The sequence below is a fragment of the Acidovorax lacteus genome (assembly GCF_039540375.1).
GTDB classification, from domain to species: domain Bacteria; phylum Pseudomonadota; class Gammaproteobacteria; order Burkholderiales; family Burkholderiaceae_C; genus Acidovorax_G; species Acidovorax_G lacteus.
Genome location: NZ_BAABEX010000003.1, coordinates 101,296 through 113,719 on the forward strand (window position 1 = coordinate 101,296; position 12,424 = coordinate 113,719).

12 protein-coding genes are annotated in these 12,424 nt (G+C 69.2%); 7 read left to right on the forward strand and 5 right to left on the reverse strand.

Features of this window, described 5'->3' with window-relative positions:
• Positions 1–40: 40 nt before the first annotated feature.
• From ABD866_RS01770 to rodA, 4 genes are all read right to left on the reverse strand, one after another.
• Positions 41–583 carry a hypothetical protein gene (locus ABD866_RS01770; protein ID WP_345060625.1) on the reverse strand — a complete coding sequence of 181 codons (543 nt, stop codon included), beginning with the start codon at positions 581–583 and terminating at the stop codon, positions 41–43.
• Between the two features lie 100 nt (positions 584–683).
• Complete coding sequence (tldD, locus tag ABD866_RS01775; protein ID WP_345060627.1) at positions 684–2,168, reverse strand: metalloprotease TldD; 1,485 nt, start codon at positions 2,166–2,168, stop codon at positions 684–686.
• 63 nt (positions 2,169–2,231) lie between these two features.
• The gene (locus ABD866_RS01780) at positions 2,232–2,573 is read right to left on the reverse strand and encodes a YegP family protein (RefSeq protein ID WP_345060629.1); all 342 of its coding nucleotides are present in this window, start codon (positions 2,571–2,573) and stop codon (positions 2,232–2,234) included.
• A gap of 127 nt (positions 2,574–2,700) precedes the next feature.
• Positions 2,701–3,861, reverse strand: coding sequence for a rod shape-determining protein RodA (rodA, locus tag ABD866_RS01785; RefSeq protein ID WP_345060631.1), 1,161 nt, complete (start codon positions 3,859–3,861; stop codon positions 2,701–2,703).
• Between the two features lie 294 nt (positions 3,862–4,155).
• Here rodA and ABD866_RS01790 point away from each other — a divergent pair, with 294 nt between their 5' ends.
• Positions 4,156–4,740, forward strand: coding sequence for a YqiA/YcfP family alpha/beta fold hydrolase (locus ABD866_RS01790; RefSeq protein WP_345060633.1), 585 nt, complete (start codon positions 4,156–4,158; stop codon positions 4,738–4,740).
• Positions 4,741–4,759: 19 nt separating this feature from the next.
• On the opposite strand, the gene ABD866_RS01795 is transcribed toward ABD866_RS01790, so the two are convergent.
• Positions 4,760–6,373 (reverse strand): PglL family O-oligosaccharyltransferase, encoded by a 1,614-nt coding sequence (locus tag ABD866_RS01795; protein ID WP_345060635.1) that lies wholly within the window; start codon positions 6,371–6,373, stop codon positions 4,760–4,762.
• A 114-nt stretch (positions 6,374–6,487) separates the two neighbouring features.
• On the opposite strand from ABD866_RS01795, the gene ABD866_RS01800 reads away from it, so the two are divergent.
• Genes ABD866_RS01800 through ABD866_RS01825 form a run of 6 tightly spaced genes read left to right on the forward strand, consistent with a single transcriptional unit; the run spans position 6,488 to position 12,420 of the window.
• Positions 6,488–8,569 (forward strand): ribonuclease catalytic domain-containing protein, encoded by a 2,082-nt coding sequence (locus ABD866_RS01800; protein ID WP_345060637.1) that lies wholly within the window; start codon positions 6,488–6,490, stop codon positions 8,567–8,569.
• Positions 8,566–9,426, forward strand: a complete 861-nt coding sequence (locus ABD866_RS01805) for an energy transducer TonB (RefSeq protein ID WP_345060639.1) — start codon at positions 8,566–8,568, stop codon at positions 9,424–9,426. The genes ABD866_RS01800 and ABD866_RS01805 overlap by 4 nt, the downstream gene beginning before the upstream one ends.
• A gap of 45 nt (positions 9,427–9,471) precedes the next feature.
• Entirely contained in the window at positions 9,472–10,311 is an 840-nt protein-coding gene (aroE, locus tag ABD866_RS01810; protein WP_345060641.1) for a shikimate dehydrogenase, read from the forward strand.
• 17 nt (positions 10,312–10,328) lie between these two features.
• Positions 10,329–11,063 (forward strand): transglycosylase domain-containing protein, encoded by a 735-nt coding sequence (locus ABD866_RS01815; protein WP_345060643.1) that lies wholly within the window; start codon positions 10,329–10,331, stop codon positions 11,061–11,063.
• A gap of 19 nt (positions 11,064–11,082) precedes the next feature.
• Complete coding sequence (locus ABD866_RS01820) at positions 11,083–11,583, forward strand: flavodoxin family protein (RefSeq protein ID WP_345060644.1); 501 nt, start codon at positions 11,083–11,085, stop codon at positions 11,581–11,583.
• A 60-nt stretch (positions 11,584–11,643) separates the two neighbouring features.
• Entirely contained in the window at positions 11,644–12,420 is a 777-nt protein-coding gene (locus ABD866_RS01825) for a lysophospholipid acyltransferase family protein (protein ID WP_345060646.1), read from the forward strand.
• Positions 12,421–12,424 lie beyond the last annotated feature (4 nt).

Here is a 12,424-nt window from a genome sequence, read left to right on the forward strand (position 1 = left end):
GGGCGGCCAGCGCGGCGTGTGGGTGTGGGGCGCCCGCCGCTCAGCGCCGCGACCACCAGCGGCGCAGACGCTGCCACCAGCCCGGGTGGGGCCGGGCCGCCACCACCGGGGTGGGCTCTGTGGGGGGACCACTCTGCTGGCCGTACATGTCGAGCAGCAGCAGGGCTTCGCCCAGCGCGCGCCAGGCCAGCTGCTCGAATTGCTGGAAGGCCTGCCCCTCGCGGCGGCTGCGCCGCTCCAGCGTTTGCACCCAGGCGGCCAGGGCATCGCGGCTGGCCTGCAGGGCTTGTTCGTAGGCTCCGAACTCGTACAGCGCCGCCCAGGCCGAGCCGAGACCGGTCACCGTCTGCTGGTGGTGTCGCAGGCCGGCCTGCAGCCGCCGCGCCTGCGTCAGGATGGCGTCTGGCGCGCCCTGCGCACTGCGGCGCAGCGTGACAAGCTCGTCGATCTGGGCCGACAGCGTGCCCAGGCTTTCGCGGAAGTCGCGCGTTTCCTCGTCGGCCACGCCCTGACGCAGAAACCGGCTGATATCGCCGAACGACTGCAGCGAGGTGCGATCGGGAGGGAGTGCGCTGGAGGGCATGCCGCCATTGTGCGGCCGGCCGCGGGCCGCGGTGCAGGGCAAAGCAGCGCGCTGGTGCGCGTGCGGCGCGCACGCCACGCCGGGCGAGCCCCGGCGGCGCTCAGGCCGTGCCGCCCACCGTCAGGCCTTCGATGCGCAGCGTGGGCTGGCCCACGCCCACGGGCACGCTCTGGCCTTCCTTGCCGCAGGTACCCACGCCACTGTCGAGCTTCATGTCGTTGCCGATCATGGTCACGCGCTTGAGCGACTCGGGGCCGCTGCCCACGATGGTGGCGCCCTTGACGGGATAGAGGATCTTGCCCTTCTCGACCCAGTACGCCTCACTGGCCGAGAACACGAACTTGCCCGAGGTGATGTCCACCTGCCCACCGCCGAAGTTGGTGGCGTACAGGCCGCGCTCGATGCTGGCCACGATCTCGGCCGGGTCCTTGTCGCCGCCCAGCATGTAGGTGTTGGTCATGCGCGGCATGGGCAGGTGGGCGTAGCTTTCGCGGCGGCCGTTGCCCGTGGGGGCCACGCCCATGAGGCGGGCGTTGAGCGAGTCCTGGATGTAGCCGCGCAGGATGCCGTCTTCGATGAGCACGTTGCGCTGGCTCGGGTGGCCTTCGTCGTCCACGTTGAGCGAGCCGCGGCGGTCGGCAATGGTGCCGTCGTCGAGCACCGTGACGCCCTTGGCCGCCACGCGCTGGCCGATGCGGCCACTGAAGGCGCTTGATCCCTTGCGGTTGAAGTCGCCTTCGAGCCCGTGGCCCACGGCCTCGTGCAGCAGGATGCCAGGCCAGCCCGGGCCGAGCACCACGGTCATCTCGCCCGCAGGCGCGGGGCGCGATTCAAGGTTGGTCAGCGCCGACTGCACGGCCTCGTCCACATACTGGCCGATCTGTGCGTCGTCGAAATACGCAAGGCCAAAGCGCCCGCCGCCGCCCGACGAGCCCATCTCGCGCCGTCCGGCCTGCTCGGCAATCACCGTGACCGACAGCCGCACCAGCGGGCGTACGTCGGCGGCCAGCGTGCCGTCGGCACGGGCGACCAGCACCACGTCGTACTCGCTGGCCAGGCCCGCCATCACCTGCACCACGCGCGGGTCTTTGGCACGGGCACGCTGCTCCACCTGCTCCAACAGGCGCACCTTGGTGGTGCTGTCCAAGCTGGCGATCGGGTCCACCTCGGGGTAGAGGCTGCGGCTTTTTGCTATCTTTTTAGTAGCTGCTCGTGCTTTACTTTGCTGGGCCACAGCCGAAATCGACCGCACAGTCTGGGCGGCGTCGAGCAGCGACGCCCAGGAGATGTCGTCTGAATAGGCAAAGGCCGTTTTCTCGCCGCTGACGGCGCGCACGCCCACGCCCTGGTCGATGCTGAAAGAGCCGGTTTTGACGATGCCTTCTTCGAGGCTCCAGCCCTCGCTTCGCGTGTACTGGAAGTACAGGTCGGCGTCGTCCACCCGGTGGGCGCGGATCTCGGCCAGCGCGCGGCCCAGATGCGATTCGTCGAGACCGAAAGGTTCCAGCAGCAGGGCCCGGGCAATGGCCAGGCGCTCGGAGGTGGGCGCCGTACGGGGCGCGCCGGGCAGGGGGCGGGTTGTCATGCGGCGATTTTAGGCCGCGCCCCCGGCGGGACTGTGCGGAGCGCCCCAAGCCCCCGGGCGGGCTCAGGGCTCCGGGTTCAGATCGCGCACAGGCGCCTGCGCCACCAGGCGCTGCGCCTGGGCAATGCCTTCGTCCCGGGCACGCGCCCCTCTAAAGCGCGGGCTTTGCGCCAGCACCTGGCCGTTGCCCGCCTTGAGCGTGAAATACGGTGAGCCGTCGCGCGCGCTCAGGCGGCCATAGCGCGCATCGAGCGCACCGTGCTGGCGCAGTGCATCCAGGGCGCCCAGCGCGGCCGCGCGCGTGGGCAGGGGCTCGCTGCGCAGCAGGCAGTCGCCCTGCTCGCCCTGGAGGCTGATGCGGTAGCGTCCGTCGCTCTCGCGTGCGATCTCGAAGCAAGCGGCCATGGGCATCCTCTGGCGGAATTGAGCTGCTGCCGTTGTAGCCGACGCGGCCGCGCACGGCCATTCGGGTCTGCCCCACAGCCGCATCCCAAGGTGGCAGCAAACAAGCCCAGGCTTGGGACGGCCAGCGTCAGGGTTTGGGGTCGCCCAGGCGCTCCGCGCGGGCCACCGACATGAGGATGCCGAGCGCCAGCCCCAACGTGACCATGGCAGTACCGCCATAGCTGATGAAGGGCAGCGGCACGCCCACCACGGGCAGGATGCCGCTGACCATGCCCATGTTCACGAACGCGTACACAAAGAAGATCATGCCCACCGCCCCGGCCATGAGGCGACCGAACAGCGAGCCAGAGCGCAGCGCAATCGCCAGCGCGCGCCAGATGAGGGCGATGAAACCGACAAGGATGAGCACATTGCCCGCCAGGCCGAACTCTTCGGAGTAGGCGGCAAAGATGAAGTCGGTGGTGCGCTCGGGAATGAACTCCAGGTGGGTCTGCGTGCCCGCCATGAAGCCCTTGCCCCACAAACCACCCGCGCCGATGGCGATCATGCCCTGGATGATGTGAAAGCCCTTGCCCAGCGGGTCGCGGGTCGGGTCGAGCAAGGTACAGATGCGCTGCTGCTGGTATTCGTGCAGCACACTCCAGCGCACACCTTCGGCGCACAGCTGCGGCTCCATGGCCACCAAAACCACGATGCCCACAGCGCCCAGCAGCACCGGCGGCAGCACCAGCTTCCAGGCCAGGCCAGCAAAAAAGATCACCGACAGCCCAGATGCCAACACCAGCAGGGATGTACCCAGATCCGGCTGCTTCATGATGAGCCCCACAGGCACTGCCAGCAGGACGGCTGCCACCACAAAATCCAGCGCACGCAGCTGACCCTCGCGTTTCTGGAACCACCAGGCCAACATCATGGGCATGGCGATCTTGAGGATTTCGCTGGGCTGGATGACGATGCCCACGTTGATCCAGCGCGTAGCGCCCTTCTTGGTGATGCCCGCCAGTTCCACGGCCACCAGCAGGACCACGCCCACCACATAAAGCGGCACCGCCGTGGCCATGATCCGGGACGGTGGCACCTGGGCCGCCATGAACAGGATGGCCGCCGCAATCAGCATGTTGCGCGCATGGTCCACAAAGCGCGTGCCATGGTCGTAGCCCGACGAATACATGGCCGTTAGGCCCACGGCCGAAAGCATCAGAATGATGAGCAGCAGCGGCAGGTCAAAGCCCCGGAACAGCGGCACGGCGCGCTGCAGCAGGGAGGGCTTCTCGAAAACGGCGGACATGGCGTGATTATCGGTGGACGGGCCCACGGGCTGCCCACCACCCCGGACGAACCCAGCGCCTTTCGCGCTCCGCAGCCCGATGCGCCTGAGCCCGCTACGCGCGGCATGCCCAGCTCGCGCGCCGGGCAACCGTCCACGGCCTAGCGACGAACGACGGGAACATGAGCGGACAATCGGCCACCGCTCGGTGCCTTCCGGACGGTGCCCCCGAGTTCAGCGCGCCTGCGCGCCCTGGCCCCCTCTGCAGCCCCGCCCAAGCCTTATGAGCCACCACCACTGCCCAGGACCTTGACTGTGCCCCCCACCCACCTGCTCTACCTGCACGGCTTCCGTTCATCGCCGCTGTCCGCCAAGGCGCAGCGCATGGCGGCCCATCTTGCGCAGCACCACCCGCACACGCATTGGTGGTGCCCGCAGTTGCCACCGTCCCCCCAAGCGGCCATGGCCTTGGTGGTGGAAGGCCTGCGCGACTGGCCGCGGAACCGGATGGTGGTCGTGGGGTCGTCGCTCGGGGGCTTTTATGCGAGTTGGGTGGCCCACCGGTACGCTTGCCCCAGCGTGCTGCTCAATCCGGCGGTGGACCCGGCGCGCGACCTGGCGCACTACATTGGCGAGCAGAGCCACTGGCACCGGCCGGAAGACCGGTTCGAGTTCCGGGCCGAGTACATCGCCGAGTTGCAGGCGTTGGACGTTCGAGGCCTCCCTGCCACGGGCCCCGAACTGGCCATCATCGCCAAGGGAGACGAGTTGCTCGACTGGCGGGAGATGACCGCCCGTTACCCGCGCGCGCAGACGGTGCTGCTGGAGGGCGGAGACCATGCGCTCAGCGACTTCGAAGCCCATTTGCCCACCATCGACCGCTTTCTGCGAAGCCTCTGACGGCCACCTAGGGCCCGCGTCAGGGCGCAGGTCCAGCGCGGGCCGCCGATGCCGATCCGTCCAGCCGCGACTGCCAACGGGCGTAGTCCTCGGGGTACGCCCGCTGGTACTTGCGCCGATGTAGCGCGGCCTCTTCAAGCTGCCCCGTCCATTCAGCGCTCTGAATCAGGATTTCAATCACCCGGGGCTCGGGTGAGAAATGCAGCAGGCCACGCGCCAGCACCAAAGAGGCGCCCGCGGTTTCGGGCGCCAGGCGGCTGACCGACAGCATGGCGAAGTCCACCTGATTGGGAAAGAGCACGCTGTTGGACACCTTCTCGAAGGTCTGCTCCTGATAGTCAGGCGCACGCAAATGCACGGGGCGATACAGCTGGCTGATCCGGTGGTAATCCCAGGCCACATACACCCACACAGCCACAAACACCGACAGCAGCAGCGGCACACGCTGCCAAGAGGCCCAGGCAGGCCAAGCGGCGGGACGCCGCCACAGCAAGGCCAGTGCGGCCAGCGTCACGATCTGGAACGGGCCGTACCAGAGCGGAAACTCCAGCATGCTGTGCAGACCCACCAGCGCCAGCACACCCCATGCGAGCTGCCGCACCGGATCGGACTCGGCCCACGGCCGGGCCTGCAGCACCCACCACAGTGCCACCCCGCACCAGAGCACCGCAAGCGGAACGCCCAGTTCGACCGCCAGATGCAGGGGGAGGTTGTGGGCGTTGTCGAGCAGCACACAAAAGCGCATACCGTCGAAGTCGGCCACGTAATGGGCATAGCTGAGACCTCCCCAGCCCCAGCCGGTCCAGGGCCGCTGTGCAATCAGCTCCAGCATGTTGGCCCACAGCACCGCCCGCGACACGCAGGCCTCCTCATCGCCCAGCATCCGCCCGAACAGTCCGGGCGATTCAACGCCAGAAAACTCCCGCAAAGCGTGCGGCAGCGCCCAGGCCGCCAGCAGCATCAGCACCAGCGCAACCGCCGCCATGCCCAGCACCTGCGGCCGCCGGCGGCCCCACCACACGCCCACCAACAGCACCAGCATCGCCCATTGCAAGGCCCCCGTGCGTGAGGTGGTCGCGGCGGCGGCCAAGGCCAGCCACAGGACAGTCCAGGCAAACGGCAGGGCCAGCCAGCGCTCGGCCAGACTTCGCACCGGCCCCTGACCGAGCCGCATGCGCGCGCCCCACCACAGGAGCGCCCACAACCCCAGGCTGATCAGCGTGGCCTGCTGGTTGCGTTGCCGCAGATTGCCAATGGCCTGTCCTGGCTGCGAGGGATAGACCCAAGGTGCCAGACCCGGATCGCCGACGAAATACTGCAGCAAGCCGATGCCCGCAGTCACCACTGCGGCCAGCAGCAGTCCGGCCGCGAGCACCTGGGCCGCCCGCATTCGCAGCCCCTGCACCCGTGAGCGCACGGCCCAGGCCATGGCCACGAGCACAGCACCACAGGCCCACGACACCATGAGGGGCCAGAAATTCGAGATGGGCGCTTCAAGCCAGGCCCACCAGAACGGCAAGGCCACCATGCCGGTGGCCAGCATGGCCAGCAGCCAGGCCAGCGGCGCAGGCCCAGTGGGCAACGACGCCGCGCGGGGCAGATCGGCCGGAAACACGGAAGAAGGGGAGGACATGAGACGCTCGGCATCATAGGGCCAGCGCCCCGTGCCGGCCGCCGGAATGCGCCCCTGGGCTGGCAAGATCACGCACGGCCAGGGGCCTCAGCCCAGTGTGAAACAATCCTCCGGATGTTTGCATTATTCGAAGATGCCGGAAAGTTCCGTGCCGGCAAGGTGCTGTCGGAAGCCGAAAGCTCGGCGCAGATTGAACTGGACAGCGGCAAGCGCGTGAAGGTCAAAGCCGCCCATGTGCTGCTGAAGTTCGACAAGCCCGCCCCTGCGGAGCTGCTGGCCCAGGCCCAGGCGCTCGCACCGTCCATCGAACTGGATCTGGCCTGGGAGTTCGCCCCGGAAGACGAGTTCGGCTTCAGCGATCTGGCGCGGGACTATTTCTCCGACCCAGCCAGCGTGGTGCAACAGGCCGCAGCCCTGCTGCGCCTGTACGAAGCGCCGCACTACTTTCGCCGCGCGGGCAAGGGGCGCTTTCGCAAGGCTCCGGCCGAGATCCTGCAGCAGGCGCTGGCCGCCATCGAGAAAAAGCGCCTGATCCAGGAGCAGATCGCCACCTGGGCCGAGGCCCTGGGCCAGGGGGAGTGCCCGGCGCCGATCCGCGAGCAGCTCTACCGCATCCTCTTCAAGCCCGACAAGAACGCGCCCGAATACAAGGCGGTGGTCGAGGCCAGCCGCGCCACGCACACCGCGCCTCTGGCGCTGCTGCAGCAGGCCGGAGCCATCGATTCGGCCTACCAGTTCCACTGGAAGCGCTTTCTGTTCGAGCACTTCCCCAAGGGCACGGGCTTTTCAGCGCTACAGGCCCCCGACATTGCCGACGAGCTGCCGCTGGCCCCGGTGCAGGCGTACTCCATCGACGATTCGCACACCACCGAAATCGACGATGCGCTGTCGCTGCAAGGCCTGGGCACGGGCACGGTGACGCTGGGCATCCACATCGCCGCGCCAGGCCTGGCGATTGCGCCGGGCAGTGCCATCGACCAGGTGGGCCGCACGCGCCTGTCTACGGTGTACATGCCGGGCTACAAAATCACCATGCTGCCCGACGAGGTGGTGCAACGCTACACGCTGCAGGAAGGCCGCCCCTGCCCGGCCGTATCGCTGTATGTGACGATGGACGAGGCCACGCTCGAATTCCGCGCGCACGAAACCCGGCTGGAGCGCGTGCCGATTGCGGCCAACCTGCGGCACGACCAGCTCGACAGCATCGTCACGCACGAATGGCTGACCGACCCGGCCACGGCAGCACCGGCCTCGGTGGCCGACGGCCTGCGCACTGAGCTGGCCTTCTTGTACCGCCTGGCGCGCGAGCTCAAGACCCGGCGCGAAGTGGTGCGCGGCAAACCTGAAAACTTCAACCGGCCCGACTACACCTTCCGCCTGGTGGGCAATGAGGGAGCGGAGCCCACCGGGCACGAGCAGGTGCAGATCGGCGTGCGCCGCCGCGGCGCCCCGCTCGACTTGATCGTGGCCGAGGCCATGATCGTGGCCAACAGCACCTGGGGCGGATGGCTGGCCGAGATGGGCGTGCCCGGTATCTACCGCAGCCAGGCCAGCATGGCACCGGGCGTGAAGGTGCGCATGGGCACCAAGGCGCTGCCGCACGCGGGCATTGGCGTGCCGAGCTACGCCTGGAGCACCTCGCCGCTGCGCCGCTACACCGACCTGGTCAACCAGTGGCAGATCATTGCCTGCGCCCGCCATGGCCGCACGGCGGCCCTGGCGGCGCCCTTCAAGCCCAAGGACGCCGACCTGTTCTCCGTCATCAGCAGCTTTGACGCGGCCTACACCGCCTACAACGGCTACCAGGCGAGCATGGAGCGCTACTGGACGCTGCAGTACCTGCGCCAGAACGGCATCACCGAACTCACGGCCAGCGTGGTCAAGGACGGTGTGGGCGGCGGCCTGCTGGTACGCGCCGATGAACTGCCGCTGGTCTTTCCGGTGCTGGGTGCGGGCAACGTGCCTCGCGGTGCGCGCCTGCGCGTGCGCCTGGGTGCCATCGACGACATCGCGCTCGACGTGAACGGTACGCTGATCGAGCGCCTGGACGCCGACGCCCCTGCAGAAGGCCCAGCCGACGAGGACGACGAAGAACCCGTGGCCGGCCCGATTGCCATCGCCGTGGACGTGAACGAAGCGCCTGAAGGCGAAAGCGGCGACAGCGCGGGCGCGAAGCCCGATAATCCCGCACCGTGAAAACGCCCGCTTTCCTGTCCCAGATCAGCACGCTGCAGCTGGCGCTCGGCTTTTCGGTGGCCGTGCACGCTGCGCTGCTCACGGTGCGCTTTGTGGACCCGGAAGGCTTCAACCGCGTGTTCCAGGACACCCCGCTGGAGGTGATCCTGGTCAATGCGCGCTCGAATGAGCGCCCCGAGAAGGCCCAGGCCATTGCCCAGGCCAACCTGGCGGGCGGCGGAGACGCCGCCAGCGGCCGCGCCACCAGCCCCCTGCCCTACTCGGCGCTCACGGCCATTGGCGACGAGATGGAAGAGCAGCAGCGCCGCATGGACGCCATGGCCGAGCAGCAAGCACAGCTGTTGGCCCAGGTGCGCGCACAGGTGGCCGCGCAGCCGCTGCCCGACCCGCGCCAGACCAGCACCGACCCGCAGCAGGCCGAAGCCGAACAGAAGCGCCGCCAGCTGCTCAAGCTGCTGGCCGAGATCGAAAAGCGCATCCAGGAAGAAAACGCCCGGCCCAAGAAGCGCTTTGTGAGCCCGGCCACCCAGGAAGCGGCCTACGCCGTGTACTACGACCAGGTGCGCCGCCGCGTGGAAGACAAGGGCACCGAGAACTTCCCTGAGCAGGGCGGGCGCAAGCTGTATGGCGAGCTGATCATGACGCTCACCGTCAACCACGACGGCCGCGTGCTCGATACCCGTGTCGAGCAGGGCTCGGGCAACGCCACGCTGGATCGGCGCGCCCAGGCGATTGCGCGCGGCGCAGGGCCGTTTGGCCCCTTCACGCCCGAGATGCGGGCCAAGGCCGACCAGATCGCGCTCATCGCCCGCTTCAAGTTCACGCGCGACCAGACGCTGGAGACGAGCGTGCGCTGAGCGCGCGCCCGGCCTCCGGCCCAGCCCCTTAACTGCCGCCATCGCATGCACTCCCATCCAGACCTGTACTGCGTGTTCGGCAACCCGATTGCGCACAGCCGCTCGCCGGTCATCCACGCGCGCTTTGCCGAACTCACGGGCCACCGCATCACCTACGAACGGCGCCTGCTGCCCGAAGGCGGCTTCGATACAGGACTTCAGGCCTTCATGGCCGAAGGGGGACGCGGCTGCAACGTCACCGTGCCCTTCAAGCACGACGCGGCCCGCGTGGCCACCGAGCGCAGTGCGCGGGTGCAACTGGCTGGCGCGGCCAATACCCTCGTGCTGGCCGGCGAGGACATCTACGCCGACAACACCGACGGCCTGGGCCTGGTGGCCGACATCGAGCGCAACGCGCAGGTGCCGCTGCTCGGCCGCGACGTGCTGTTGGTGGGCGCGGGCGGCGCGGCCGCCGGGGTGCTGGGCCCGCTGATCGAAGCCGGCGCGCGCCGCGTGGTGGTGGCCAACCGCACACTGGCCAAGGCCGAGGCCCTGGTGGCGGCCCATGCGGCGCTGGCCGTGCAGTACGGCGCGGTACTGGCAGCGGCCGAGCCGCAGGCCGTGGCCGGGGCGTTCGATGTCGTCGTCAACGCCACGGCCAGCAGCCTCAGCGGTGCGGCCGTGCCCGTGGCCGCCACCGTGCTGCGCCCGGGCTGCCTGGCCTACGACATGATGTACGGGCCGGCCGCGCAGGGTTTTCTCGACTGGGCGCGCCAGCACGGGGCCGTGCCGCGCGACGGCCTGGGCATGCTGGTGGAGCAGGCCGCCGAAGCCTTTGCGCTGTGGCGCGGCGTGCGGCCGCCGTCGGCCAAGGTGCTGGCCGAGCTGCGGGCGCAGTCCGCCTGAGCCAGCCTGGGGGTGCGATGAAAGGCCTGTGGCGCTGGCTGGGCTTGCTGGTGTGCGCGCTGCTCGCGCTGCAGCTGTTCTTTGTGGGGCGCATTGCGCTCATGGCGGTGGTAAACCCATCGTCCACCACGTTTGAGCGCTCGGAGGCCTGGGCACTGGCCCAGCGCGACGGGCGGGTTCGCTGGCGCCAGGAATGGGTGCCGTATGCGCGCATCTCCGACCACCTCAAGCGCGCCGTGATCGCCTCGGAAGACGACCGCTTTTCGGTCCACGACGGCGTGGACTGGACCGCCATCGAAAAGGCCTGGGAACGCAATGCCAAGGCCGAGGCACAGGCCAGCCGCGCCCAGGCGCGCGCTCCTGAGCGCCCCGCGCGCGCGCCCAAAATCCGCGGTGGCTCCACCATCACGCAGCAGCTCGCCAAGAACCTGCTGCTGTCGGGCGAACGCACGCTGCTGCGCAAGGGCCAGGAGCTGGTGCTGACCTTCGCGCTGGAGCAACTGCTGAGCAAGGAGCGCATCCTGGAGATCTACCTCAACCATGTGGAATGGGGCGAAGGCGTGTTCGGTGCCGAAGCCGCAGCGCAGCACTACTTTCGCAAAAGCGCCGACCGGCTCACGCCCGCCGAAGCCGCCCGCCTGGCGGTGATGCTGCCCGCGCCCAAGCGCTTCGAGAAGATGCCGAATTCGGCCTACCTGGCCGGACGCACGCGCACCATCCTGGCCCGCATGGGCAGCGCCGAGCTGCCCTGACCACCGGCCGGCAAGCCCCATGGCCACCATGAAGACCCTGCTCATCGTCTACCACTCGATGACGGGCGGCACGCGCCAGATGGCCGAGGCCGCGGCCGCAGGCGCAGCCCAGACGGGCGATGCCGTGGTGTGGCTGCGCAGTGCCACCGCCGCGGGCCCGGCCGAACTGCTGGCCGCCGACGGCTACCTGTTTGCCACCCCCGAGAACCTGGGCAGCATGGCCGGGCTGCTCAAGGACTTTTTCGACCGCAGCTACTACCCGGCGCTGGGCCGCATCGAAGGCCGGCCGTATGCCAGCCTGGTGTGCGCGGGCAGCGACGGCGAGGGCGCAGCGCGCCAGATCGCCCGCATTGCCACCGGCTGGCGGCTGCGCGCCGTGGCCGAGCCGCTGCGCGTGTGCACCCACGCCCAGACGCCCGAGGCGATCCTCGCGCCCAAGCAGATCCACGCAGCCGACCTGGAACGCTGCCGCGCGCTGGGCGAAGCCCTGGCCACGGGCCTGGCGCTGGGCGTTTTCTAGGCGGCCACCCCGCACATCCCCGAAGGCGCGGCGCGCAGGGCCGCCCGTATGATCCCCGCCATGCTTGCCAAGATGATGAGCCTCTTCCTGCTGGGGCTGGTGCGCTTTCTCACGGGGGCGCAGGCGCGCTGGTACGGCTGCCCGCCCAAGGCCGAGCAGCGCATTTACTTCGCCAACCACCAAAGCCATGCCGATCTGGTGCTGATCTGGGCTGCGCTGCCCGAAGAGCTGCGCAGCATCACGCGCCCGATTGCCGCGCGCGACTACTGGACCAAGACACCGTTTCGCCAATGGATCACCACGGCCGTGTTCAACGCCGTGTACGTGGAACGCCAGGGCCCTGCCCAGACCGCCAAGGCCGAGCCCGCCCCCGCAGCCGTGCCCGCCCCTGCGCTGGACGCCCTGGCCGCTGCCGTGGCCGAGGCCGACCAGGCCGCCGCAGGCGGGCCCGACCCGGCCCCGGACCCCGTGCCCGAACCCACGCCCGAGGCGCTGCGCGCCGCCCTCTCGCCCGACGACCCGCTGGTACCGCTGGTGCGCGCGCTCGAAAGCGGCGACTCCATCGTGATCTTTCCCGAAGGCACGCGCGGCCACGGCGAGGAGCCGCAGCCCTTCAAGTCGGGCCTGTACCGGCTTGCGCAGATGTTTCCGCAGGTCGTGCTGGTGCCGACCTGGATCCACAACGTCCAGCGCGTGATGCCCAAGGGCGAATATGTGCCTGTGCCCATCCTGTGCTCGGTGACCTTTGGCGCGCCCGTGGCGCTGGAGGATGGCGAAGAGCGCCGCCCCTTCCTCGACCGCGCACGCCGCGCTGTCATTGCGCTGCGGGAGGTCTGAGGCC

Bases quoted from the DNA above. Each gene is read 5' to 3' on its own strand.
- ABD866_RS01770 (WP_345060625.1), bottom strand. From the start codon at position 583: ATGCCCTCCAGCGCACTCCCTCCCGATCGCACCTCGCTGCAGTCGTTC.
- aroE (WP_345060641.1), top strand. From the start codon at position 9,472: ATGCACTCCCATCCAGACCTGTACTGCGTGTTCGGCAACCCGATTGCG.
- rodA (WP_345060631.1), bottom strand. From the start codon at position 3,861: ATGTCCGCCGTTTTCGAGAAGCCCTCCCTGCTGCAGCGCGCCGTGCCG.
- tldD (WP_345060627.1), bottom strand. From the start codon at position 2,168: ATGACAACCCGCCCCCTGCCCGGCGCGCCCCGTACGGCGCCCACCTCC.
- ABD866_RS01795 (WP_345060635.1), bottom strand. From the start codon at position 6,373: ATGTCCTCCCCTTCTTCCGTGTTTCCGGCCGATCTGCCCCGCGCGGCG.
- ABD866_RS01825 (WP_345060646.1), top strand. From the start codon at position 11,644: ATGCTTGCCAAGATGATGAGCCTCTTCCTGCTGGGGCTGGTGCGCTTT.
- ABD866_RS01815 (WP_345060643.1), top strand. From the start codon at position 10,329: ATGAAAGGCCTGTGGCGCTGGCTGGGCTTGCTGGTGTGCGCGCTGCTC.
- ABD866_RS01800 (WP_345060637.1), top strand. From the start codon at position 6,488: ATGTTTGCATTATTCGAAGATGCCGGAAAGTTCCGTGCCGGCAAGGTG.
- ABD866_RS01820 (WP_345060644.1), top strand. From the start codon at position 11,083: ATGGCCACCATGAAGACCCTGCTCATCGTCTACCACTCGATGACGGGC.
- ABD866_RS01780 (WP_345060629.1), bottom strand. From the start codon at position 2,573: ATGGCCGCTTGCTTCGAGATCGCACGCGAGAGCGACGGACGCTACCGC.